General features: G+C 38.5%; 21 protein-coding genes. 16 read left to right on the forward strand and 5 right to left on the reverse strand.

Annotated elements, in window-relative coordinates; genetic code table 11:
* Positions 1-109: 109 nt before the first annotated feature.
* Genes QUE72_RS00905 through QUE72_RS00925 form a run of 5 tightly spaced genes read right to left on the reverse strand, consistent with a single transcriptional unit; the run spans position 110 to position 5,851 of the window.
* Positions 110-1,144 carry an XrtA/PEP-CTERM system-associated ATPase gene (locus tag QUE72_RS00905; protein ID WP_286270948.1) on the reverse strand — a complete coding sequence of 345 codons (1,035 nt, stop codon included), beginning with the start codon at positions 1,142-1,144 and terminating at the stop codon, positions 110-112.
* Positions 1,145-1,149: 5 nt separating this feature from the next.
* The gene (locus QUE72_RS00910; RefSeq protein ID WP_286270950.1) at positions 1,150-2,742 is read right to left on the reverse strand and encodes a TIGR03016 family PEP-CTERM system-associated outer membrane protein; all 1,593 of its coding nucleotides are present in this window, start codon (positions 2,740-2,742) and stop codon (positions 1,150-1,152) included.
* Positions 2,705-3,586: an XrtA-associated tyrosine autokinase gene (locus QUE72_RS00915; protein ID WP_286270952.1), complete on the reverse strand. Its 882-nt coding sequence runs from the start codon at positions 3,584-3,586 to the stop codon at positions 2,705-2,707. The genes QUE72_RS00910 and QUE72_RS00915 overlap by 38 nt, the downstream gene beginning before the upstream one ends.
* A 2-nt stretch (positions 3,587-3,588) precedes the next feature.
* On the reverse strand, positions 3,589-5,169 hold the full coding sequence (locus QUE72_RS00920; protein WP_286270954.1) for an XrtA system polysaccharide chain length determinant: 1,581 nt from the start codon (positions 5,167-5,169) through the stop codon (positions 3,589-3,591).
* Positions 5,170-5,215: 46 nt separating this feature from the next.
* Entirely contained in the window at positions 5,216-5,851 is a 636-nt protein-coding gene (locus tag QUE72_RS00925) for an XrtA/PEP-CTERM system exopolysaccharide export protein (RefSeq protein WP_286270956.1), read from the reverse strand.
* Positions 5,852-6,095: 244 nt separating this feature from the next.
* Between QUE72_RS00925 and QUE72_RS00930 the strand changes: the two genes are divergently transcribed.
* The 16 genes from QUE72_RS00930 (at position 6,096) to QUE72_RS01005 (ending at position 26,210) form a co-directional block, all read left to right on the forward strand.
* The gene (locus QUE72_RS00930; RefSeq protein ID WP_286270957.1) at positions 6,096-7,502 is read left to right on the forward strand and encodes a TIGR03013 family XrtA/PEP-CTERM system glycosyltransferase; all 1,407 of its coding nucleotides are present in this window, start codon (positions 6,096-6,098) and stop codon (positions 7,500-7,502) included.
* A gap of 29 nt (positions 7,503-7,531) precedes the next feature.
* Entirely contained in the window at positions 7,532-8,356 is an 825-nt protein-coding gene (locus QUE72_RS00935; protein ID WP_074498008.1) for an XrtA system polysaccharide deacetylase, read from the forward strand.
* A gap of 13 nt (positions 8,357-8,369) precedes the next feature.
* Positions 8,370-9,404, forward strand: coding sequence for a FemAB family XrtA/PEP-CTERM system-associated protein (locus QUE72_RS00940; protein WP_286270959.1), 1,035 nt, complete (start codon positions 8,370-8,372; stop codon positions 9,402-9,404).
* Positions 9,405-9,410: 6 nt separating this feature from the next.
* Positions 9,411-10,610, forward strand: a complete 1,200-nt coding sequence (locus QUE72_RS00945; RefSeq protein ID WP_286270961.1) for a TIGR03087 family PEP-CTERM/XrtA system glycosyltransferase — start codon at positions 9,411-9,413, stop codon at positions 10,608-10,610.
* A gap of 14 nt (positions 10,611-10,624) precedes the next feature.
* Complete coding sequence (gene xrtA, locus QUE72_RS00950; RefSeq protein WP_286270963.1) at positions 10,625-12,052, forward strand: exosortase A; 1,428 nt, start codon at positions 10,625-10,627, stop codon at positions 12,050-12,052.
* Positions 12,049-13,146 carry a glycosyltransferase gene (locus QUE72_RS00955; protein ID WP_286270965.1) on the forward strand — a complete coding sequence of 366 codons (1,098 nt, stop codon included), beginning with the start codon at positions 12,049-12,051 and terminating at the stop codon, positions 13,144-13,146. Before xrtA ends, QUE72_RS00955 begins: the two co-directional genes overlap by 4 nt.
* A 16-nt stretch (positions 13,147-13,162) precedes the next feature.
* Positions 13,163-15,052: an XrtA/PEP-CTERM system amidotransferase gene (locus tag QUE72_RS00960; RefSeq protein WP_286270967.1), complete on the forward strand. Its 1,890-nt coding sequence runs from the start codon at positions 13,163-13,165 to the stop codon at positions 15,050-15,052.
* 4 nt (positions 15,053-15,056) lie between these two features.
* The gene (locus QUE72_RS00965) at positions 15,057-16,271 is read left to right on the forward strand and encodes a TIGR04063 family PEP-CTERM/XrtA system glycosyltransferase (RefSeq protein WP_074497633.1); all 1,215 of its coding nucleotides are present in this window, start codon (positions 15,057-15,059) and stop codon (positions 16,269-16,271) included.
* Positions 16,268-17,353 (forward strand): glycosyltransferase family 4 protein, encoded by a 1,086-nt coding sequence (locus tag QUE72_RS00970; RefSeq protein ID WP_286270968.1) that lies wholly within the window; start codon positions 16,268-16,270, stop codon positions 17,351-17,353. Before QUE72_RS00965 ends, QUE72_RS00970 begins: the two co-directional genes overlap by 4 nt.
* 10 nt (positions 17,354-17,363) lie before the next feature.
* The gene (locus QUE72_RS00975; RefSeq protein WP_286270969.1) at positions 17,364-18,707 is read left to right on the forward strand and encodes a phenylacetate--CoA ligase family protein; all 1,344 of its coding nucleotides are present in this window, start codon (positions 17,364-17,366) and stop codon (positions 18,705-18,707) included.
* A gap of 141 nt (positions 18,708-18,848) precedes the next feature.
* The gene (locus QUE72_RS00980) at positions 18,849-20,165 is read left to right on the forward strand and encodes a putative O-glycosylation ligase, exosortase A system-associated (protein WP_286270970.1); all 1,317 of its coding nucleotides are present in this window, start codon (positions 18,849-18,851) and stop codon (positions 20,163-20,165) included.
* Positions 20,166-20,179: 14 nt separating this feature from the next.
* Positions 20,180-21,142: a polysaccharide deacetylase family protein gene (locus QUE72_RS00985; protein ID WP_286270971.1), complete on the forward strand. Its 963-nt coding sequence runs from the start codon at positions 20,180-20,182 to the stop codon at positions 21,140-21,142.
* Positions 21,135-22,340: a glycosyltransferase gene (locus tag QUE72_RS00990; RefSeq protein ID WP_286270972.1), complete on the forward strand. Its 1,206-nt coding sequence runs from the start codon at positions 21,135-21,137 to the stop codon at positions 22,338-22,340. Before QUE72_RS00985 ends, QUE72_RS00990 begins: the two co-directional genes overlap by 8 nt.
* Before the next feature lie 27 nt (positions 22,341-22,367).
* The gene (locus QUE72_RS00995) at positions 22,368-23,363 is read left to right on the forward strand and encodes a hypothetical protein (protein ID WP_286270973.1); all 996 of its coding nucleotides are present in this window, start codon (positions 22,368-22,370) and stop codon (positions 23,361-23,363) included.
* A complete protein-coding gene (locus QUE72_RS01000; RefSeq protein ID WP_286270975.1) occupies positions 23,363-24,790 on the forward strand; it encodes a lipopolysaccharide biosynthesis protein in 1,428 nt (475 codons plus the stop codon). Before QUE72_RS00995 ends, QUE72_RS01000 begins: the two co-directional genes overlap by 1 nt.
* Before the next feature lie 13 nt (positions 24,791-24,803).
* Positions 24,804-26,210: a chondroitinase-B domain-containing protein gene (locus tag QUE72_RS01005; RefSeq protein WP_286270976.1), complete on the forward strand. Its 1,407-nt coding sequence runs from the start codon at positions 24,804-24,806 to the stop codon at positions 26,208-26,210.
* The last annotated feature ends 19 nt before the right edge of the window (positions 26,211-26,229 follow it).

Genomic DNA, 26,229 nt, shown 5'->3' on the forward strand with positions numbered 1-26,229 from the left:
TACTGGGTGATGGGGTTCAACGCGATTAATGATGTTATCAACAATCATGAAGTTAGATAAAGCCACATAACTCTATTGAGCATATTTAATTCTGTGGCGTAAAGTTTAACTATTTATTTTCAGAAACGTTTTCAGCGGCATATTGTTTACTTTTTTGCTTTAACAGCTTATCAACATAACGGGCCATTTTTACTTTTTGCTTAATCGATGACTCTAAAATTTCTTCAACATCTCTAAGTACTTCTTTCATGTTTTCAACATTTTCTGTTGAATTGACGACAACTTGTTTGTTGGGCTCTTGGCTAGCAAGTGTTTTATTGTTTAACGAACCTGTTAACTCAACGTCCATTTCTTCGGCTACTGCTAAAATGGCAGCTGAGTTAATAACCTCAAGCTCTTCTAAAAAGCCAAATAACAAAAGACGGTCGACAAAAATGTTAATTTTACGGGGCACACCTAGCGTTTTTTCATGGATTAGCTCAAAGGCATCATCAGAGAACACATCATCTCGTTCACAGCCTGCTTGGTGAATACGGTGGTTAATATATTCTTTTACTTCTTCAACTGATAATGGTCTTAAATGTGCAGAAGCGATGATACGTTGTCTAAACTGCTCCATATTAGGTGCTTGAATAATCGGCTTTAATTCCTCTTGACCCAATAAAAAACTTTGAATAAGGGGTTTATTATCTAATTGAAAATTAGATAGCATGCGTAGTTCTTCAACGGTTTCTGAAGGCAGGTTTTGTGCTTCATCAACAATTAGCAGTGCGCGTTTTCCTTGCTTATTCAATGAAATAAGAAACTCTTCAATCGATTGAATTAAGTCTGCTTTACTTTCGCCTTTTGCTTTAATTTGAAATTCAGATACCACAAGGGCAAGTAATTCGTGAGGATCTAATTTAGTAGTCACTAACTGCGCAGCAACAATGCTTTCATCACCGAGTTGATTTAATAAGTTTCGTGCAATCGTGGTTTTCCCAGTGCCAATAGGACCTGTGATCACAATAAAGCCTTCGCCTTGATCCAAGCCGTACTGTAAGTATGACAAGGCGCGTTGATGATGATTAGAAGCAAAGAAAAAACGCGGATCAGGGCTTAACTGAAAGGGCTTTTCCGTAAACCCATAATGACTTTCGTACATGGTGGTTAAAAATCCTTGGTGATTTTTAAGGTCACTCGACCTTCTTCATAATTAAACTGGGATGTAGAGCTACGATTCAAATGACGTAAATCTACAGAGAATGTTAGTGATTTATTCAGTGTTTTTGTATACGTGATAGTATGCGTACGATATCTATCTTCACGCTCATTACTACTACCTACCTGATATTTTCGTTCAGAATATGATGATTTAAACGCAAAAGTAGAGCGTGCGCCTACTTTTCGTGAGATTTCGAAAGATGTGGATAGATATTCATCTATTAGGCGAGTATCTAAATCTTCTCGTTCATTAGCTCTTAAATCAAAAGTAAAAGTAGTTCTGGGTAGTGCAAGTTCAGAAGTCCAGCTACCACCTTTGTTTAACGAGAATACATTGTCTTCGATTAATTCATAATCTGAGATATTCACAAGTTGATAATCATCAAAAGAAATATCGCCTGCAGAGGGTAAGTAACAGTTCTCTATGCTACCCGTATCACCATTAGGACACCAAAAGAAACCAAGATTGATAAAGTTATAATTATCACGGGTGAATGTTTGTAATTGCTCTGAGTAGTTAATGGTATTTGTTAAACGGCGATTCTTATGTGTAAAACTAAAATCATAACTATCACCAAAGAAGCGTTGTGAATAACTAGCGGAAAGATTTGTTCTGATTGTAGGTTGCCATTTAACTGAGACTGCTACATATTCTTCTTGTTCATTGCCATCAATATCAAGATTATCGCCTATTGGCTCATTATAAGAAAAATCCATATTTAATCGTGGTGTAACTTCCCATCGAAAGCCAGCACCAATTGAATTTGATTCAGTAATTTGTCCTTGATTTAAGTTGCCTTCATTATCTTCGTCGTAATAACGGATAAAAGGATTGAACTTCCAAGCAGTTATAACGCCAATCTTTATTTCGCTTTGGTACATTTTGCTGGTGCGATTATTATTTTCTTGATCCTGATAACTTCCTTGAGCGTCCCAAAAAACTGTGCGAGCGCCTGAGCCATTAGATGTCGTGATATTAGCAGAATAGCCATCACGCTCACCGATACGATCTTCTGTTTCAGTGGTACTGTATGAAATTGAACTATCAATCTTGAAGTCAGAGTTTGTAACACTGTAGCCCAATCCTCCAACATAGTTTTCGACTTGAACTAAATCACCTGAAACAATGTCTGCAAGTGAGTTTCGTGCGCTATTTCTTGCTTGATTGTCAATTGTTGCGCTACCAAAAAGATACAAACCACGTTCACCTAGTTTCAACCGGACATTCGAAGCTAGTGAATGGAAATCGTCATCTAGGTCATGATCATGACTATACCAAGCGTATGTACTTTTTGCTTTGAGATCAAAGGTTAATAATTGAGCTTGGTAGGAAGTGTCGAGCAAAAGTGCAGCTTGGCTAACTAAGCTGTCAATTTCACTATCATTAGCTAACTCTACATTATCAGAATAAGTTTCATCGAGTGATATTTTTGGCGTAAATTCCCACTCCCCTGCAACGCTTGGTAGCGTTGCTAGGCAAATACTTATCGCAACGGCGAGTTTATTCTTTTTCACCGTATCCGTAGCCATAATAGCCATACAAATCCTTATGAGATCTTATTGCTTTATTCAGAACAAGGCCGACAGCTAAATCTTCATTTAAAGACTCAGTTGCTTCTTTAATGCTAGTGATACTAGTTTTAGACTCTTCTACTACCACTAGTGCTTGCCCCATTAAGTTTGCTAATACTAACGTTTCGGTTACGCCGACAAGTGGCGGGCAATCGAATATAACGACGCGATCAGGGTAACGATTCGCTAATTCATTTGCCAATGCTGCCATTTTTTCACTAGCAAGGAGTTCGTTTGACAAGTGATGAGGGTTACCCGCAGGAATCATTTTCAATTTATCGATATTAGTATTAAAAATAACATCGCTAACGTCTTTATCTGGGTCTAATAAAAACTCTATGAGTCCTTCTGTTTGTTCTACACCTAGCTCTCTATTGATACTTGGGCGTAATACGTCAGCATCAACGAGTAAAACGGTTTTGTCTTGCTCTAAAGCGATACTTAGTGCCAAGTTTATTGAAACAAACGTTTTACCTTCATTTGGCTTTGCACTGCTTATCATGATCAAGTTAGGGTGGTTCAATAGCTTAGACGGTGGTCCAAAAGCATTATTGAGTAACTTCCGTTTAATTTGACGAAATTCATCTTTAATACTTTTTCGCGAGCCTGTATCGATTAAGTAACCTTTGTCAGCTAAGTTGACTTTATCAATTTCAAGTACGTTGTTGTCTATTTTTGCATTAGTTATTGCTGTTTTAGGTATCGCAGGTTGCGTTACTTCTGTTTGCGTTGCTACTTTTTTATCGGTGGTTTTTTCTGTTGTAGCAGCATCGCCTTTTTTCTTAGCTAAAGCTTTTTCTATGGTACTCATGACTACAGCAATCCTCTTATCGGTGCCTGTATTTGTTCTGGGAACATGGCATATAAAATGAATAAGAATAATAACCCGATTAATACAGTATTTGAGGCGATGAAAATCAGTGTTTTCTTTTTATGCCATCTTTGTAAACCTAAGTTTTCTGTAGCAGACACGACACCAAAAACAGGAATACCTGTTTCACGAGTTACCTGTCCTCTTGAAGTTACTACGGGATTAATTTGGCTAAAGAGAAGAGATAACGCAATACCTAAGCCAAAAGCAAAGATGGTACTACCAATTAAAAACAGTATACGAGGTGGTCCGCTAGGATCTTTGGGTGCTCTAGGTTGATCGATTACACGGAAATTTATTTTACTCGTGGTTTCATCAGCTTGTTTGGCTAATTGAGCCGTTTCTTTACGTTGTAATAACTCTTCGTATTTAGTTTTAGTGATTTCATAGCCACGATTCAAACCGGTAAGTTCAGCTTCAATTTCAGGTAAAATGTGAATTTTATTTTCTAAATCTTCAACTTCTTTTGCATAGTTATCACGACGCACTTTAATGGAAGCAATTTGATTTTCTAACTGATTAATTTGAATTTGTAAACTTTGAATGACTGGGTTTTGAGAAAGTGAAATCGTTGACGAACTATCCCGAGCAGCAAGGTATTCTTTGATTTCTTTGTCTCGTTGACCAGTTAAATGAGCTAAACGATTTTGTACTTCTATTACATCTGGGTGTTTTTCAGTATATTTTAGTAATAATGAATCAAGCATTGATTCGAGTTCTTCTATACGTTCATCGAAGCTGGTTGTGACTGTATTCGAATCAACAATCGAATTTGATTGTTCTTGTGTCTCAGACTTATTTTGCCCTAATTGCGTTAACGCATTTTTGAGCTGAGACTGCGTTTCTGAAAGAATAAGTTCTATTGACTTTAAATTTTCCTTCGAATTATTTAATTTCTCATAATATCCCCCAAATTGGTTGGGGAGTACGTTACTGTATTTTTGCTTAAATTCCGTTAATTTCGCTTCATCAGCTAATAAACGATTTTCGTATTCTTTAATTTGAGTGTCTAAAAACTTTTGTGCTGTATCAGATTCACTACGGTTTTCACCCAGAGTATTTTCAATAAAAACCGTTAGCGCCGATTGCACAACATTTTTAGCCATTTCGGGATCTTTATTACTATATGAAATGGTGAAATAGTTTTCACGGCCTGCTTTTTGAATCTCTATATCGTCTTTCAACGAAATAATTAAGTTTTCGTATTCATCAGATGTTTGCACTTGCACATCTAGATCAGTCATGCGAGTAATGCGCTCTAAGTTTTCTCGAGAGAGCAACGTTCTTACCATATATGATATTTGCTCATTAGGATTGGTTTCCACAGTTAATCCACGTAGTAGTGGTCTCAAAATTGATTGTGTATCTGCATAGACTTTTGCCTCAGACTCATATACATCATCCATTTGAGAGATAACAACCCATGCGAATGGGCATATTATCCAAGTCGCTACAATAATGTAACGACGTTTTAGCCAAATTCCTTTTAAGTAATCTAAGGCTTGTTCTATAATTTCTTGCATTCCTGACCTCTGTACAACAGGTAACTAATTATCAAAAACGGTTCAGTTAAAACCAGGTTTCAGGGATGACAATAATATCACCGGGTAATACATCAACGTTAGCTGAGATTTCGCCGTTTTTAATTAAGTCTTCAATTTTGATGTTATACTGCTTTTGTTGGCCGCTTTCTACACGTACTAGTTTTGCGTCATTACCATCAGCAAATTCCGTTAAACCACCCACTTGAATCATCACATCAAGTAAGGTCATATTCTTTTTATAGTTTATTGATTGTGGTTGTGTTGCTTCACCTATCACACGAATTTGCTCGCTAAATGGGCCAACAAAATCATTGACAGTTACCGTAACAACGGGATCTCTCAAATAGGTTGACAAAATTTCTTCGATAGAGCGGGCCAGTTCAGTTGGCGTTTTACCTGAAACCGGAATATCTTCCACTAATGAGGTAGTGATCATACCGTCTGGTCTCACAACAAATGAACCCGAAACTTCAGGGTTACGCCAAACAAAAATGTTTAGCACATCACCTGAACCAATAAGGTATTTATAAGAGGCTACGTCACTTGTTTCAGATTGATGTAATGTTGCAGGAGGGAGCGAAGTAGAGCTACATCCATTTAAAATATACATCGCACTTAATACTAATATTGCTTTTATTTTCACGAAGGCTTTGTTTTCCATGGCTTCAACCTTGAGTTAGGGTTAGTCGATACTTAAGTTAATTGCTAAGCTAACAGATTTTTAACACTTTTTACAGACTGTAAATTTAATTTTAACATCTGTCATAAAATAATGAATTTTGGTATATTCTCGTCTTCTATTGTATTTGTTGATTTTAATGCAAAAGAAATTACATGGTTAATAACAAAAAACACAGATATTTTTAGCTATTTAAAGCGCTTTTTTCAGGGATTGTTTTTACTTTATGTCTAATAGTAATTTTCGTAATTTATCAACGGGAAGTAAATCATTAGTTATTATTGAACTAATACTTTTTGCTGGTGCTTTTCTCAGTGCTTATACGCTAAACCAGTATTTTTCTATCGTGAGTCACTATCCGTTAGAAAGTAATGTCATGTTTATTTATGCCATTGTGTATGCACTAGTCATCCAACTTTCCTTTCTCGCATTAGGGCTTTATAACACCAAATTACGAGAAAGTTTTCGTGGTTTAGTTAGACGCATACTAATGTCAGTCGCCATTGGTTTTTTTGTGGTTACTTTGCTTAACCCTTTTTATCCTAATGGCGGCATTGCCACTGAATTATTAGCAATCGCGTCTATTATTAGTTTTATTTTTAGCTGTATTTTCCGTTATTACACCTTGAAGATAGACTTTTTTGGTCTAAATAAGCGCAAAGTGTTAGTACTTGGTGCAGGTGAAAGAGCCTCTATTATTGAAAAGCGTATGCGCCGTGATGTAGACAGGCAAGGTTTTTCTATGCATGGCTTTTTGGTCATGAATGGTGATGCTGATATAAACGGTATCGTGAATGAAAATCGTATCGAGCTCGATGGTGCGTTAGTCACCTATGCTATAGAGCATGAAATTGATGAAATAGTAGTTGCTAGTGATGAGCGACGCGATAACTTGCCCGTTGACGAACTTTTTGCCTGTAAAATTCGCGGTATTGAAGTTACTGAAATTTTAGATTTTATTGAACGTGAAACGGGACAAATAGCCGTTAACTTAATTTATCCAAGCTGGGTTATATATTCAAACGGTTTTGCCAGCAGCAACCATTTACGTAATACGTTAGATTGGGTGTTTAATGCGAGTATTGCGTTTGTACTCTTCTTAATTACTTGGCCGGTTATGTTGATTACAACCTTATTGATAAAACTTGACGAAGGCTTTAAAGCACCTGTTTTTTACTTTCAAGAAAGAGTCGGTTTAGATGGCCAAGCATTTAAAATATACAAATTTAGAAGTATGCGTGTAGATGCTGAAAAAAATGGTGCGCAAATGGCATCAGAAAATGACGATAGAACGACACGTATTGGTAAATTTATTCGTAAATATCGTATCGATGAATTACCGCAAGTATATAATGTGATGCGTGGTGATATGGGCTTTGTAGGTCCTCGCCCTGAACGCCCTGAATTTGTGCAGCAATTAATTAAAACGATTCCCTATTATAATGAACGTCATAATGTAAAGCCGGGCTTAACCGGTTGGGCACAATTAAAATATCCATATGGGTCTACGGAAGAAGATTCATTAGAAAAATTGAAATACGATCTTTATTACATTAAACATCGCAGTTTCATGTTAGATTTATTAATTTTAATCCGCACTGTGGAAATCGTATTGTTTGGAAAAGGCCGTTAATTTTGACACAACTTAACAATGTAAACGCGATGACGGTTGACGTAGAAGACTATTTTCATGTCTCTGCTTTTGAAAACATCATTACTAAAGATAACTGGTCGCAATATGAAATGCGGGTTGAACAAAATACCTTTAAATTATTAGAATTATTTGCCAAGTATGATGCTAAATCTACATTTTTTACTTTGGGATGGGTTGCTGAGCAATGCCCGAACCTGATTAAAGAAATAGTCGCACAAGGGCATGAACTGGCAAGTCATGGATATGCACACAAACGTGCATTAGAAATGACGAAAGAGGAATTTTTTCAAGACGTAGACCGTTCTAAAAAAGCATTAGAAGATATTTCGGGGACGGCAATTAAAGGCTATCGCGCGCCAAGTTTCTCAGTCAAAGACCAAAATACCTGGGTATACGATGTATTAGTTGAGCTTGGTTTTCAATACAGTTCAAGCACCTACCCCATTGAACATGATTTGTATGGCGTACCTGATTGGCCCAGGTTTATTTATCAGCGGCCTGAAGGTATTACGGAAATTCCTATTCCGACAATTCGACAAAATGGCGCCAATACAGGCATTGGCGGCGGCGGTTATTTCAGGCTTTATCCGTATTGGATGTCGAAAAAACGTATTGAAAAATATTTATCGGTAGAACAACAACCTTATAGTTTTTATTTCCACCCTTGGGAAATAGATGCGCAACAGCCCAAAGTGGCGGGCGCATCTTTCAAATCGAAAGTAAGGCACTACATTAATTTGTCACGTATGGCAGGTAAAATTGAGCGTCTTTTACAAGATTACCAGTGGGATACCATGGAAAATGTATATCTAAAAGGAAATCGCACTCAATAACGAGGATTGAAAATTGGTTGCACGCGTAATAACAATAACAGAGCAAGATTTTACCCGATGGGATAACTATGTAAGAGCGCATAAACAAGGCTCATTTTTTCATTTATCTGGTTGGATGTCAGTTATTTCGAAAAGCTTTGGTCATCCTTGCTATTACTTAATGGCGGAAGATGACAAGCAGGTATTAGGGATATTACCTTTAGTAGAAGTTAAAAGCGCATTATTTGGTCATGCGCTTATTTCAACACCTTTCTGTGTTTATGGCGGAGCAATTGCTGATAACGATGATGTGCTTCGTGAACTAGAGTCACATGCGAAACAGTTAAGTGAATCGCTACAGGTTGATTACCTTGAATTACGCTACCGTCATGCTCAAAACAATGGCTTATTACTGAAACAACAACACAGTACGTTTGGTTGTGAATTAGCGGAAGATAGCGAAAAAATACTTGCTAACGTGAAGAAAAAGCAACGTGCTGTTATTCGACACTCATTAAAAAATGAATTGCAGCATCAGGTGACGCAAGATATTGATCAGTTTTATCAGCTGCTTTCAGAAAGTTATCGAAATCTTGGTACGCCGATTTTCAGTAAACAGTACTTTGAACACTTAATAAATGAATTTTCCCAACACGCCGACATACTTGTCGTAAGTGATAGTGAAGGTAATCCATCAAATGCAGTAATGAACTTTTACTTTAACGATCAAGTTTTACCTTATTACGGCGGGGGTAATAGTGCTGCTCGTGCCATTAAAAGTGCTGACTATATGTATTATCAAGTGATGTGTCATGCCAACGAAAATAAAGCGAGCAAATGGTATGACTTTGGCCGCAGTAAGCACGATAGTGGCCCTTATAAATATAAGAAAAATTGGGGTATGGCACCAGAGCCTCTCCATTATTATTATCACTTAGTTAATGCTAAAGAATTACCTAACTTAAGTCCTAATAATCCTAAATATAAAGTGTTTATTAATCTTTGGCAGAAGCTGCCGTTAAAGGTCAGCCAATATTTAGGCCCATTTCTTTCAAAATACTTAGGATAAGCAATTATGAACAAGGAACCGTTACTTTATCTTTGCCATCGTATTCCTTATCCGCCAAATAAAGGCGATAAGATCCGCTCGTTTAATATTTTGAAAAAATTGAGTGAAAGTTATGATGTGTACTTAGGCTGTTTTATTGATGACCCCTTCGATAAGCAATATGTATCGGCACTCAATAAGTATTGTGTAGATGTGTGTGCCATTGATCAAAATAAAACCCTATCTAAAATTAAAGGGCTAAAAGCTTTTTTTACCGGGCAAGCCATTACATTACCTTATTATGCTGATATGGCCATGAAGCATTGGGTTAATCGCACTTTCCACCAACAAAACATTAAGAATATTTTTGTCTATTCGTCATCTATGGCGCAATATTGCCAAGATGATGCGTTTTCGTTAGCAACACGGGTGATTGACTTTGTTGACGTAGATTCTGACAAGTGGCGTCAATATGCTGAGAAAAAATCAGGAATTGCTAAGTGGGTTTTTCAACGGGAACATGAAAAGCTCGCACAATATGAAGCTGAAGTAACAGAAACGTTTACTCATAGTTTATTTGTATCACCTGACGAAGCGGCACTCTTTAAATCCCTGCAAGCCGAACATGTACAAAACAAAATACATGGTGTACTCAATGGCGTTGATGTCGAGTTTTTTGATCCAGAAGCTGAAATGTCTAATGAATCTTTACCTGAAGGTCCTTTCATTTCTTTTACAGGCGCAATGGATTATTGGGCGAATGTTGACTCAGTGCTGTGGTTTGCTGAACACGTGTGGCCAAAAATACAAGAACAAGCACCTAATTGTTTATTCTACATCGTTGGTGGTAACCCTTCCGCAGAAGTAGAAAAGCTTGCAGAGCAATCAGGTATTATTGTGACCGGACGAGTACATGATATTCGACCCTATATTGCTCACGCGGCGTGTGTCGTTGCACCGATGCAAATCGCTAGGGGCATACAAAATAAAGTATTAGAGGCGATGTCTTTAAATAAACCTATTGTTACTACAACGATGGGCATGGAAGGCATTAACGCGCCAAGTAATGAACATTTAGTTATTTCAGATGATCCCGTAGAGTTTACTAATGCATGTGTTAATTTCTTGGCGGATAAAGCCCAGCCGGCGAATAGACAGTGGGTGATTGATAACTTTACATGGCAAGCAACACTGGCAAATTTGCCAGACTATTTTAGCGGTAAGTAATTAGGACGAGAGAAATGCAAAGTAGAAATGCGAAGGTTTTGCTGAGTTTTAGTCTACTGATGTTATGTTGGGGTTGGCTTTTTGCTGACGCGTTAATGGGCATGGAAGCAATATGGCGACGTTCTGACACATTTGCACATGGCTATTTTATTTTACCGATTGCCATGTGGTTAGTATGGCGCAATAGAGCGCCTTTATTAATTGTTCCGTTAAGTACGAGTTGGCAAGCACTCGTTGTATTGTTAGGGTCTGTAGGTTTAGGGTTAATAGCTGCCGTAGCCGACGTTAATGTGGTCAGCCAACTTGCAGCGGTTGTTGCCTTAATTGCTATTTTCTGGTTAGTGATTGGTAATAAGTTAGCTCGTGTTTATAAGTTTCCACTGATTTACCTTTTATTTCTCGTGCCGATGGGAGAGAACTTGATCCCATGGCTGCAAGACGTAACGGCATGGTTTACCGTATTTTTTCTGCAGTTAACTGGCGTACCTGTATTTCGAGATGGTCTTTATATTCAAACGCCGTCTGGTCTTTTTGAAGTTGCTGTAGCTTGCTCAGGTATTCGTTATTTAATCGCCTCAGCAGCTGTTGGCGCTTTATTTGCCTACTTAAATTACACCAAACTTAAAAAACAAATTATTTTCTTCTTGTTCGCGTTGATCTTACCGATATTAGCGAATGGCATTCGTGCCTATTTGATTGTGGCGATCGCCCATTATTCCGATATGAAATACGCAACAGGCGCCGATCATCTTGTGTATGGTTGGTTGTTCTTTGGTTTTGTCATCATGATGATGTTTTGGGTTGGCGGTAAATTTGTTGATGAAGAACAAAAAAATAAGACTGACTTGCCAACACAAACCGGTAGTTACCAAATGACAAGTATCATCAGTGCAAGTGTTTTGATGATCATTGCAGTATTATTATTAAGACAAATTCCAGTGGTTGAAACACCAAACACCCCACAACCTATGCTAAATGGTACTGTTGTTAAGCAATCTAATTGGGGTATCACCTTTTCAAAACCCATTGCCCATTCGTTTATTACTGACGGCACGTTTGAAGTATTTGCCGCAAAATATGCCAATAAACAAACCGAAGGTGAGTTGATTTCATTCACTAATAAATTGCACGATGCAGAACGTTGGACTGTTATTGAACAGCAAGAAATTAAGAATGAACTAGGGCAATTGCAATTTGTGTTGTTACGTAACACCTCGGGCAAAACGCGTAGTTATGTTTACCAATATGTTATTGGTCAGTATTCAAGTGTGTCTTCAATGTGGGCGAAGTTGTATCAGGTAATGTCGTCGTTAACCGGTAGCGCTCATGTCAGTTATGTTATTGCAGTATCGTTAGCACCAAGCAATGAAACAGAGCAAGATAAGCAAAAACTGATCGAAAAACTGAGTGTCGAGAAAAATCGTTTGGGATTGCCTTTGTGAGTAAACCAAAGATCATCGCGCATTTAATTTTACAGCTTGATATAGGCGGGCTAGAACGTGTCATGCTAAATTGCATTCGTCAGATGCAGCAACAAAGCGATGTTAAGCATGTCATTATCTCATTGACTACGGCGAATGACTTTTCTCAAGATGACCTGCGCGAAAAGGTGGCTGTTCATTGTTTAAATAAAAAAGCTGGCAACGACTGGAAGTTACATTTTCGCTTGTTTCAGCTATTAAGAGAAATTAAGCCTGATATCTTACATACCTACAACTTGTCGACTATTGAATATCACCCAATTGCGATGTTAGCAGGCGTGAAAGGCAGAATACATGCAGAGCACGGACGAGATATAAATGATCCAAAAGGTTTAAATAAAAAGCATAATTTTTTGCGAAAGCTGATGTCCTTTTTTATTCATCGATATGTTGCAGTCAGTGATGAATTGTTTCAATGGTTGAATACAACCGTGGGCATTTCAAAGACTAAAACGCAGTTGATCACAAACGGGATCAATACCGAGTTTTTCAATCTACCTAAACAGCCTAGCGAAAATATACGTTTTGCTAATATAGCCCGTTTGTCACCGATTAAAGACCATAAAAACTTGCTTCAAGCCTGCCAGTTGCTTCAAAAAGAGCATGACGAACTACCATGGACGCTGACAATCATTGGTGATGGACCGCTTCGTGAAGAGCTCGCCTTATTAACGCAAGAATATCAGCTTAACGAACGGGTAAATTTTCTTGGTGCACGTGATGATATTGCCGAGCTTTTAACGGAAGTTGATGTGTTTGTCTTATCATCAATTGCCGAAGGGATCCCCATGACTATTTTAGAAGCTATGTCAGCGTCAACCGCCATTATTGCAACGGAAGTTGGCGGTATACCTCAAGTCATTGAGCAGCACAAAGAAGGGGTTCTCGTGGAAAAACAAGATGCAATCGCGCTTGCGCAAGCGATGGCGTTTTATCTAAAAAATGTAGAAAAAGCAAAAGAGCATGGGAAACAAGCACGCGATAAAGTGTTGAATTCATATAACGAACAACGCATGGTGAAAGATTATTTAGCATGCTACGAGCAGCTGCTATAGAAAAGGTAAACGAAGAATGTGTGGTATTACGGGTTATTTAAAATTAGATAAGCAAGCACAAGTTGATGATGCATTACTCGCTAAAATGAACCAAGCGCAGTTTCATCGTGGACCTGATGAAGGAGATCAATATGTTGACGAGTATGTTGGCCTAGCACACCGACGTTTATCGATTATTGATTTATCATCTGGCCAACAACCGATGAAGAGTAATTGTGGTGATTATGTTATTGTGTTTAATGGTGAAGTGTATAATTTCCTTGAAATAAGAGCACAACTCATCTCGCTTGGTTATACCTTTAATACGCATTCCGACACAGAAGTTATTTTAAATGCCTACATAGAGTGGGGGCCACAAAGCGTTGAACGACTTAACGGTATGTTTTCTTATGTGATCTGGCAAAAATCGACAAATGCTTTTTTTATCACCCGTGATCGCCTTGGTATTAAACCGCTTTTCTATACGGTGATTGATCAAGTTTTTTATTTTGCATCAGAGCTGAAAAGTTTAAAACTCATCCCTAATCTTGATAAAACAGTTGATGTAAAAGCGCTAGAGCAATACTTTGCATTTGGCTACGTTGCTGAACCAAGTACCATTTATCAATCTGTTCAAAAACTACAGCCTGGTCATACTATCTATTTTGAAACGCCGCAAAGCCCAATGAAGATTAATCAATATTGGGATGTGAGCTATGCCAAACAAACTGATCTATCTGAACAAGAATATATTGAACAAGCGGTGACGCAGTTAAAGAAATCTGTTGATAGTCATATGATGGCAGAAGTACCTTTAGGTTCGTTTTTATCAGGTGGGGTTGACTCAAGCGCTGTGGTAGCAATGATGTCGCAAGTCAGTGAACAAAAAGTAAAAACTTGTTCAATCGGTTTTGATGTAAAAGATTATAATGAAACTGACTTTGCGCGTATGGTTGCTAAACGCTACAACACAGATCATCAAGAAAACATCGTAAAAAGTGATGACTTTGATCTGTTAGATATGTTGGCCGAGCTTTATGATGAACCCTACGCAGACAGCTCAGCAATGCCAACATATCGCGTATGTGAACTCGCTCGTAAAAAAGTCACCGTTTGTATGTCAGGTGATGGTGCTGATGAACTTTTAGCGGGCTATCGTCGCTACGCATTAATGATGAATGAACAAAAAGTTCGCGATAAAATACCAGCGGCAGTGCGTAAGGCCATTTTTAAACCATTAGGGAAGTTATACCCTAAGCTTGATTGGGCTCCGCGCTTTCTTCGGGCGAAAACCACTTTTCAATCGCTTGCCATGGATATTGTAGAAGGTTATTTCCATGGTGTTTCGATTATGAATGATGAACAACGTAAGGCGTTGTTTTCTCCACAAGTTCACGAACAATTAGCGGGCTATCATGCACTTGAAGTATTTAGAGAACATGAAGCTAATTTTGATGGTGATGACCCACTCTCTTTAATCCAATACCTAGATATTAAAACCTATTTAGTAGGGGATATTTTAACCAAAGTAGACCGCGCGAGTATGGCGCATAGTCTAGAGGTACGGGTACCCTTTTTAGATCACGAATTTGTCGAGTGGTCGGCGAAGGTTCCACCACGGATGCGATTAAAAGCAGGGCAAGGGAAATACGTGTTGAAAAAAGCCATGGAAGATCACTTGCCGCACGATGTACTGTATCGCAGTAAAATGGGGTTTAGAGTGCCTCTTACCGATTGGTTTAGAGGCCCGTTGAAGCAAAAACTAAGAGACGCATTATTAAGTGAAGAAATGCACGAATCAGGATTATTTAATATGAATACTATTCGTCAATGGATAGATGATCACCAGTCAGGCAGAAAAGAATATAGTGCTCCACTTTGGACCTTACTAATGTTTGCCTCTTTTTATCGTCAAGCAACGAGTTAATGGCATGAAAGCATTACACGTATTAGACCACTCAATACCCTTACATAGCGGGTATACCTTTCGTACACGTTCGATCTTAAAAAAACAACACCAGTTAGGGATTGAAACTTGTCATGTCACTAGCCCCAAACATGGTAATAGCGTAAAAGAAATAGAAACGGTCGATGATCTAGTGTTTTATCGTAGTGCGCCACCAAGTGGCGTGTTGTCAAAATTGCCTGTATTGAATCAGTTAGCATTTATCGAACCCATGGTTGAGCGCATATTAGAAGTAATAGCGATAGAGAAGCCCGATGTAATTCACGCTCATTCACCAGCCTTAAACGGTTTAGCAGCGCTAAAAGCCGGTAAAAAATCGGGCTTGCCTGTGGTTTATGAAATTCGTGCCTTTTGGGAAGATGCTGCCGTTGATCATGGTACGTGCAAAGAAGATGATTTACGTTACAAGTTAACCCGTGCAATGGAAACACACGTGGTAAAGCATGCAGATGCGGTAACAACAATTTGCCAAGGGTTAAGAAAAGACTTAATCGGTAGAGGGTTTAACGAAGATAAGTTTACCGTTATTGCTAATGCGGTAAATGTTGAGCAATTTGATGTGATTACCGAGAAAAATCAAGCATTAGAACAAGCGTTATCATTAACGAATAAAACGGTGCTAGGCTTTCTAGGTTCTTTTTACGCTTATGAAGGGTTAGATTTAGCCATCAATGCATTAGCGGAAGTGGTAAAACAACGACAAGATATACATTTACTGTTGGTTGGTGGTGGTCCACAAGAAGACAACTTAAAGGCGCAAGTAGCAGAATTAGGGCTAACTGATTATGTGACTTTTACTGGCCGAGTGCCACACAGTGAAGTTGGGCGTTATTACAGCTTAGTTGACCTGTTGGTATACCCGCGTAAATCGATGCGTTTAACTGAACTTGTAACTCCGTTAAAGCCATTAGAGGCAATGGCTCAAGGAAAGCTGTTGTTAGCGTCTGATGTCGGTGGTCACCATGAATTGATCACAGATCATAGCAATGGTTATTTGTTCAAAGCGGATAATGTCGATAACTTGGTTGAAAAAATACAACAAGTATTAACAGAAAAAGCACAATGGCCAGAAGTGATTGCCGAAGGAAGGCGCTATGTAGAGCAAGTCAGGAACTGGCAGAATAGTGTTGAAAACTATATTGACATTTATCAAAAATTAACAGGGCAGTTAGTTAAGTGAGTACATTAAAGCGCGTAGCGATTGTTGGGCCTTTACCGCCACCTGCTGGCGGGATGGCGAACCAAACAAGAAAGCTTGGTGAGTTTTTAACCGAAGAAGGGCTTGAGGTTGATATTATTCAAGTCAACCCTGCTTATTTTCCAGCGTTCATTGGCAAAGTACCTGTTATTCGCGCTGGTTTTCGGTTAATTCAGTATCTTGTTTCACTGAAACGACAACTTAAACACGTAGATGTCGTACATATAATGGCGAATTCTGGTTGGTCTTGGCATTTATTTGCCGCACCAGCAATTTGGGTTGCTCATCGCTTAAACAAACCAGTAGTGTTAAATTACCGTGGTGGATATGCGCAAACGTTTTTCGAAAAATCATGGTTTTGGGTCAAACCAAGTCTTCGTAAATGCCAACAAATATTAGTTCCTTCTGCTTTTTTACAGCAAGTCTTTGAACAGTTTGAATTACACGCTGACATTGTACCGAACGTATTGGATCAAACGAAGTTTTATCCAATGGAACAAAAGGTTGTTAATGAACAGCCGCATATTATTGTGACCCGGAACCTAGAAGACATTTACGATGTGGCTACGGCTATTAAGGGCTTTGCGCTTGTTCAAGAGCACTTTCCGCAAGCAAGATTATCTGTTGCGGGGACCGGGCCAGAACTTAACAATTTACAAGCGTTAGTGTCACAGCTAGGTATTGAAAGTCAGGTAACTTTTGTCGGAAGACTATCTCCAAATGAGATTGCAGATTTATATCGCGCAGCAGATGTGATGGTCAATACCAGTATTGTTGATAATTCGCCAAACTCGATTATTGAATCGTTAGCGTGTGGCACACCCGTTGTATCAACAAATGTAGGCGGTATACCAACCTTAGTAACAGATCAGCACGATGCAATTCTGGTAGGTATAGAAAATGAACAAGCCATTGCTGATGGTGTGATTAAGCTCTTGCAAGATGACGCATTTCGCGTGACACTGATTAAAAATGGTCAAAACACGATCAGTAAATTTTACTGGGAAAATGTCTGGCGTAACTTACAACAGCATTATTTAAAGGCTATTGCAGAAAAAGGATAAGCGCCTCGTTATGTATACTAAAATTGTTTCGTCATTGTTGTTTCCATTGCATGAAAAATTAAAAAAGCATGATACGGTGACGATAAAAAACGCCTTAGAGAAATCGCAATGGCAGAGCAAAACAGAAATTTTAGCGCAACAGGAAAAGCGCTTACATAGCTTCCTAAAGACAGCTGTTGAGCAAGTGCCTTACTATCGTCAGTTGTTTAAACGTTTGGGCCTTAGTGCGCAGGATATCAAGAGTAAAGCTGATTTAACAAAGCTACCTTTTTTAGATAAGCCTGTTATACGTGAGCATTTCGAACAATTAAAGGCTGATAATGCCGGCCCTGTCAGCCCCTTCACTACGGGTGGTTCTAGCGGTACACCGTTAACGTTTTTGCTGAGTAATGAACGCGTAAGTCATGATGTCGCTGAAAAGTGGCGTGCAACTCGTTGGTGGGGAGTCGATATAGGTGATAAAGAAATTGTTGCATGGGGCTCGCCAATTGAATTGGGCGCTCAAGATAAAGTTAGATTGTTTCGCGACAAATTATTCCGTTCCACCTTAGTACCAGCTTTTGATATGAATGACACTAAGCTGTTGAATTTTATTGACACGATAAAAGCTGAAAAACCCAAAATGCTATTTGGTTACCCGTCGGTGTTTAGTTTGATCGCAAAAACAGCGCAAAAACATAATATACGGGTAGACAACCTTGGCATAGAAGTGGTGTTTGTGACGTCTGAACGTTTATATCCCTATCAAAGGGAAACCATTGAAACAACGTTTGGTGCGCCTGTAGCCAACGGTTATGGTGGTAGAGATGCGGGGTTTATTGCGCATCAATGCCCTGACGGTAAAATGCATTTAAGTGCTGAAGATATTGTGGTTGAAATCATCGATCGTGAGGGTAACCCAGTACCTGATGGTGAAAAGGGGGAAATAGTGGTAACCCATATGGCGACATCTGACTTCCCTTTTATTCGTTATCGTACAGGCGATGTGGCGGCTATTGACCCAGAGCCATGTTCGTGTGGTCGTGGTTTACCGTGTTTAATGGATATTGAAGGTCGAACAACAGATTTTGTTATCGCGCAAGACGGCACGGTCATGCATGGCCTTGCACTTATTTACGTATTGCGAGAGCTCCAGGGTATTGGTGAATTTAAAATAATTCAAGAATCTAAATTGTTGACTCGTATTCAAGTTGTGCCGATCGAAAAGGATTTACCAGACGCATTAAAAGAAGAAATTATTGTTGGTTTCAAAAAACGTTTAGGTGATAACGTGGAAGTTGAACTGGAAGTCGTTGAGAAAATTGAGGCTGAAAAGTCAGGCAAATTTAGATACGTAATCAGTAAGGTGTCATAAAGTGATTGATTCGCTATTTTACATTGCTGATATCGTATGTTTGATTTACTTGTTTCATTGGGCAATAAAAAAAGACGCTGAAACTGACTCTTCAGATAATCCTAAACATTCAAAACGTAAAAAAAATAGGTTTAGATAATAATGCGTGATATTGCTGTTCTGATTCTTTTCATCTTTTTAGTATTCTTTGCTCTAAGAAGGCCTTTTATTGGAGTTTGCGCATGGATATGGGTAGCAATGGCGTTCCCTGCAGGTTGGGCCTGGGGTTTTTCATCGTCTTTACGCATTAACTTTACTGTCGCAATTCTCACTTTTGTTGGTTATATCTTTTATAAGAATAAAGCCAAGCTGCGGCTCGATGTCATTTCAATACTAATCGCCTTATTTTGGGTAATTGCTTTAATCAGCACAATAACGACCGAGTCACTTTTACAAGACTTTATTTGGTCAAAGTTCTTTGATGTTTCTAAGATTCTACTTCTGTATATTGCGGTTATTCTCATCATCGAGAAAAAGCTGCACATTGATACCTTAATTTGGGTTATTGTGCTGTCAATTTCTGCATATGCAGGGATGGAAGCCGTTAAATTTATTTTGTCAGGTGGTGGTCACCGAGTTGCAGGTCATGCAGGCCATGTACTAGGTGATAGAAATGACTTGGTTGTAGCAATAAATATGGGCTTACCACTCGTTATTTACCTGATAGGACAAACCAAAAATAAATTGCTTAAACAAGGTTTGATTGGCTTATTTATTTTAAATTTAGTGGCAATTATAGGTAGCTACTCACGAGGTGGTTTTATCGGTTTAACCATTTTAACCTTGTACTTTTTCCTCAAATCAAATCGTAAGTTTATTTGGACGATGCTCTTTGTTATTGCTGTTCCCATTGCTGTGCAGTTTGCGCCAAGTGAATGGACGTCGAGAATGAATACGATTGAAAGTGCATCATTAGAAGATAGATCGTTTATTGGACGTTTATGGGCTTGGAAGATTTCCACTAAAATTGCTAATGATAACTTTTTTGGTAATGGTTTTTATGCCAGCCAAGATCCTTTGGCTTGGGAGACCTATAAGCACCAAATTGATAACTTTGGTCCTATAAAAACGCCGCCAGTTGAAGATAGGATCAAACCTAAAGCTGCGCATAGTATTTACTTCCAAACATTGGGTGATTTAGGCTATCTGGGTTTAATTGTTGTACTGTTAATATTAAGCCGTTTCTTCTTCCGCTTGAGAAAAATCGCAAAACTAGCACGTGAACAAGGAATAGAATGGGCTGAAAAATTAGCAACCCTGATGTCAGTTTCTATTGTCGCTTATGGTATTACCGGCGCATCAGTAAGTTTAATTTACTTCGATTTGTTGTTTGTATTGTTTGGTATCTCATATGTGCTGCTTTATCGCGTAGTAGATAGCTCGAGTAAGGTCGTGATGCGGCCTCGATTCGCCAAATAAGGGATTATAAATATATGACTCAAAATTTGGAGCGTTGGCTGTTTGGAGTGTTTAGTAAAGCTGTTTCCTACAAGTCTTTGGGAAGAGCAACTATTCTTACATTCCATCGAGTTTCAGATAACAATTCTTTGTTTGAGCAAGAAGAAGTCGGCATTTTAGAGTTTCGCGATAAAATGCGTCTATTGAAAAAGCACTTCAATGTGGTTTCGATCGAGGAGCTATTAAACGCTAATTTTAACGGTGATCTTAAACCTTACACCGTAGCGATCACTATTGATGACGGCTATGAAGATTGTTATTCAGTTATCACACCTATATTGGATGAATTAAAACTGCCCGGCGCATTTTTCATCACGACCGAAGGTATTGAACAAGGTGGTTTGTGGAACGATAAAATTGCCAATGCTTTGTTATTAACTGAGCAACAGTCCATTCATATTGATGATGAAGAAATCTTTATAGACGATGATGTTAGTAGATGCGCTGCATTTGGAAAAATTCTTGTTAAATGTAAATACAAAAAATTGCACGAAAGATCTCAGTTTATCGCTTTGCTCAATGAACAATGTAAAACGGAATTTACTGATTACGATTTTTTAACCGAAGATAAAATCAGAGCAATGGCCAATGCCGGTATGATTATTGGCGCTCATACTCATTCACATCCCATTTTAGCGGTTGAAGATGAGCAGGTTTGCATCACTGAAATCAAAGAATCTAAAGATATTTTAGAAAACATTACCGGTACTAGCATCAAGCATTTTGCTTATCCTAACGGTATGGTTGGTCGAGATTTTAATGGTAAACATGAGTCAATGTTGAAGGAACTAGGGTTCGAAAGTGGGTTTAGTACAACCTGGGGGCATTTTAGCCCAGATAGCAACAGATTTGCTATTCCACGTTTTACCCCTTGGGACAAAAACATTTACAGGTTTGCATTTAGACTTGTTAGACATTCGTGTAAAAAATATGGCTAATGTACCTCAACATATATTGATGATTGCGTTTGATTTCCCTCCTAGGGGGGGATCAGGTGTTGAGCGTACGTTGAAATTTGCTCGCTTTCTGTCAAGTTTTGGCTGGAAGCCCGTGGTACTCACCGTGAATGAATCGACCCACGGAGATTTTGTTGATCATAGCAATCAACTTGAAAATGACATTATTGTAGAGAGAACATTTTGTTTAGATGCAAGTAGACATTTGGCGTTTCGTGGACGACATTTTGAGTTTTCAAAAAAACCCGATCGTTATTGGGGCTGGGCTTTTACAGCTGTGCCTAAAGCCATGTCTTTAATCAAGCAATATGACATTAAGTGTTTATGGTCTACTTATCCAGTGATGACTTCACACATCATAGGTTATGTATTAAATAAATTAACGAAATTGCCTTGGATAGCTGATTATCGCGATCCACTTCAATGCTATTACGATGAACTGGTTTACAACAACTCTAAAGCAGCACGATTTTTTGACAAATTAGTGGTTGAGAATACAACTAAGCTTGTTTTTGTTACCAACAATGCATTGTCACTTTATGCCAATATCTATGGGGCAAGGGTATTGGAAAAGAGTACGGTTATCGAAAATGGCTTTGATAGCAAAAACCTAGGAGCGCTTTCAAGAACCTTAGAAAATGACAAATTTGTGCTTTTTCATGGAGGATCTCTGTACGAGACAGGAAGGCAACCTCAGGTGCTATTTGATGCATTGAAATTGCTTAAAGTTAAATTAGGTAAGGATTTTGATAAGGTTAAATTGAATTTACTCGGTGCGCACAATCAGCAGTTTAATAAAGTGCGTGCAGAGCAACTTGAAATTTCACAGGCTGTAGAGTTTAAATCTCAACAGCCGTATCAACAATGTTTGCAGGCAATGCTTAATGCAGATGTTTTGGTGGTGATACAAGGGCAGGTTTTTGATAATCAGATACCCGGGAAAATATATGAGTATCTTAATACCGATTTACCCATAGTGGTTGTTACGCCAAATAACAGCGCAACGGATGTTTTAGTGAAAGAGTTTCCAGGCGTTTTAAGTTCTGAAGACCCAACAGAAATAGCAGTATTTTTAGTAAGAGCTTTCACTGAAAAAATTCGTTATGTGCGTGATACCGAAAAATTAGAGCGCAGAGAAAGAACACAAGAGCTGGCACAGCTACTCGATAGCTGTGTTTGATTTAAAAATTTCCTAATAGGAACTGACATGAGTATAACGTCTCTTTTACTTACTGGAGGAGCTGAAAAGAGCTCTTCGAAAAATGAATGGACTGGTTTTCAAAGTGCACTAGCTTTAGTGTGTGATGTTAAAACGGGTGACTGTAAAGAAGCCATCAATTATTTTACACCAGAAGAATTTAGACCACCGATGCCTGATTGTTCTGTATTGTTTAAGTCGGCAGAAATTCAACAAGGTATGTTGGTAGCAACGACACAAACAGAAGTGTTGCTATACGATATAAAAACATATCAGTTAAAAAGTCGGATTTCTTTGCCATGTTTTAATGATGTACATCATGCTAGGCTAACCGAGAGTGGTTCATTGCTTGTTTGTGCGACCGGTTTAGATGCTGTTTTTGAATTGGATCTTGAAGGCAATGTGCTTAAAGAGTATCCCGTTTTAGGTCAAGATATTTGGCACAAGTTCTCGAAAGAGCAAGATTATCGCCAGGTACTTACGACAAAACCTCACGAATCGCACCCTAATTTTTGCTTTGAGTACCAAGGTGAGTATTTTGTCACGCGTTTCAAGCAAAAAGATGCTATTAGCTTAGCCACTGATAAGGCATTTGATATCGCCGTTGGTGGTCCACATGACGGCTATGTCTTGGAGGATGAAGTTTACTTTACCACGGTTAACGGTTTTGTCGTTGGTTTTAATATTACCAGTGGTGAAAAAGTACTAGAGTGCGACTTAAACCAAATTGAAAACCCACAAAAAAAGAACTTAGGCTGGTGTCGCAGCTTATTAATGTTAAATAAAGATGAAGCTATTGTTGGTTTTAGTCGCATGAGAACCAGTAAATTCTCAGATTATCTAAGCTGGGTAAAAGAAAAAACAGGGGCTGGCACAGCAAATGCTGAACCGACAAGAATCGTAAAATATAACTTTAAAAATAGCTCGATTGATTGGTCAGTTAATATTGAATGCTTCAATATTAATGCTGTTTTTTCTGTATTGGATAATTCTGAGAACATTTAATGTCTACTATAAAAAGCCAAGTTATTTCTGGTGTTAAGTGGTCACTTTTTGCTAAAGGTGCATCGCAGTTATTTTCGTGGATTTCGACATTTTTTGTTATCAGGATTTTAACGCCAAATGACTTTGGGATCATCGAGTTAGCAACGGCTATTATCAGTTTAGCCATGGCGCTCGGTATCAGTGGTTTTTCTGATGTTATTGTGCAAAAGAAAGTACATGACACTAAGCTCTGCAACCAAGTGTTTACTATTTCCTTATTGGTAAACCTGTTGTTGTTTATTATCATTTTTAGCAGCGCAGGCGCGGTTGCTCGGTGGTTTGATGCACCAAATCTTGAACAAGTTGTACAACTACTGAGTGTCAATGTATTAACCATTGCATTTACAGTGGTTCCTTCTGGCATCCTGAAACGGGACATGAAATTCAAACCATTATCTTTGATCCAATTAGTGATGGCGCTATCTAATGCCGCGATTAGTTTAACGTTTGCACTTAATGGCTTTCAGTATTGGTCGATACCATTAGGGGCTTTTTTCAGCATGATAATTTTTGCAGTTTTAATTAACTCGCAAGTCAGACAGAAAGTAGCCATCACCTTTGATTTTTCAGGTTTTAGGGCTTATTTCAACTTCGGTATGTTTACCATTATTAATCGAACGTTGAATTTTATCTTTTTAAAAGCAGACACTTTTATTATTGGTAAGGCACTGGGTATTGCTCCACTTGGAACCTATTCCGTTGGTAGCCAGCTTGCTAATTTACCGCTGGAGAAGACCGCAGCGACGTTAAACCAAATTAGCTATTCAGGTTACGCCCAAATAAAAAATGAACCTAACTCGGTTGCTTATTATTTTGTGCAAAGTAACCGAATTTTATCGATATTAGTTTTCCCTGTTTTTTGGGGAATGGCAGCAGTAGCCGAGCTTATCATTGGTATTTTATTGGGTGAAAAGTGGCTTGGAGCAGTAGTTGTCTTTCAGTTGCTTGCGTTAGCTATGCCATTTCGCATTTTCCAACTTTCGACACATTCGGCAATAGCCGGTCTTGGCAATCCGAAATTCAATACAAAGAACCTATTTGTATTATGTTTGCTGATACCACCAAGCATTGCTGTTGGTGTCAACTGGGGAATAGCAGGGGCTGCAATAGCTTGGAGTATTGCTTACTTACTGTTTTTTGTATGGATGATGGGACGAAGCTTTGGTTACCTAAACGTTAAAGTGCAAGACTTTTTAGCGGCTATCTTTAAACCTATTATTTCTGGTATTTTGATGGTGCTCTGCACATTACAAGTTATCTCTTTTATGGGAGATAGTAGTCTAGTAACATTAATTTCTGCCATTATCGCTGGTGCAGTGACTTATACCGTTACGTTATTGGTATTGGATAGAGAAGTAATTCAAACGATCAAAAAACTGAAATCGTGATAAAGGGAGTCGCATGAAAGCAAAGTTATTCATTTATTTCATAATATGTTTAGTTGTGCTGGCATGTTCTGGTGCTTTATTTTTTCAGTATTATTTCCAAAAGCCATTTAGCGAAGCGATCAATATCAAGCCCTATAAAATGTGGCAATCTGAATTACTTGAAACAAAGCTGCTAAATCCAAATGTACCTTCAGCTCAATTCTGGTTTGATAAACCTGTGGGTCCTAAAGCGCCAATACAATGGAATCCGACCCACAACAATAGCTTATACGTAAATAGCGAAAAGGAAATAATTGCTGCGCTCAAAAAGGCAAAAGCAGGTGAAACTATCCATGTATTACCTGGTACCTACCGATTTACTGGGCACAGTTTAAATACTAAAAATTCGGGAACTCTTAGTCAGCCAATAGTTTTCATGGCGAGTCATATTGGCGATGTTACTTTTGAATTTGATCTAAAAGAAGGGCTGTTAATTGCTCATCCTTTCTGGCGAATCGGCAATATCCAGTTTAAAGGTGTGTGTGAACAAGACTATAAATGTGAACACGCTCTGCATGTTGTTGGCCAAGGTCACAATACCCATATAGAAAACAACGTGTTTTTAGACTTTAATTCCCCGATCAAAGTAAACCAGTTTAACGGTGAATATCCCGACAAAGGCCTTATTAAACACAATACATTTATTTATTCTAGGGCCCGAAAAACAGCATCTCCGGTTACCGCAATTGATATTGTTGCAGCCAACGATTGGCTTGTTAGCCAAAACTTCATCTCAGACTTCACTAAAGCAAAAGGTGACCACGTAAGTTATGCCATGTTTTTTAAAGGCAATGGCCAGGGTAATGTTGCAGAGCGCAATGTGGTCTTTTGCGAATGGTTATTCTCTGGAGGTCAGCGTGTTGGGGTATCCATTGGCGGTGGCGGCACAGGCCATAAATTTTGCCGAGATGGTAGTTGTGCGGTTGAGCAAAGTGATTCTATTATTAGAAACAATTTAATTGCTCATTGCCCAAACGATGTAGGTATATATGTAAACAAGGGTAAAAACTCTATTATAAACAATAATGTACTATATAAGACTCGAGGTATGGATATTGCGTTTGAACAGTCTTCCACCACCTTACTTTTTAATGTATACGACGGTAGAGTTTTTGTAAAACATGGAGCAAATATTGTAGAGCATAATAATGCTGGCAGCGTTGTTTCAGCGATGCTTTTAAAATCTGAAGTAGAACATCGCTATATAAATCCTGCAAGTGGAAATTTTATTGCGCTTGATGATAATTTACTACCTGTCCCTAAGGGCTTAGAATATGACCTAGGGTTAGATATTTGTGGTATACAGCGCAGTAAACGCGTATCGCTTTTTGGTATGACAAGTACACTGATGCCCAGTTGTAAATTAGATTTTACTTACTAATCAAAATGTTTATGTATGC

Source organism: Thalassotalea hakodatensis (assembly GCF_030295995.1).
Classification (GTDB): domain Bacteria; phylum Pseudomonadota; class Gammaproteobacteria; order Enterobacterales; family Alteromonadaceae; genus Thalassotalea_C; species Thalassotalea_C hakodatensis.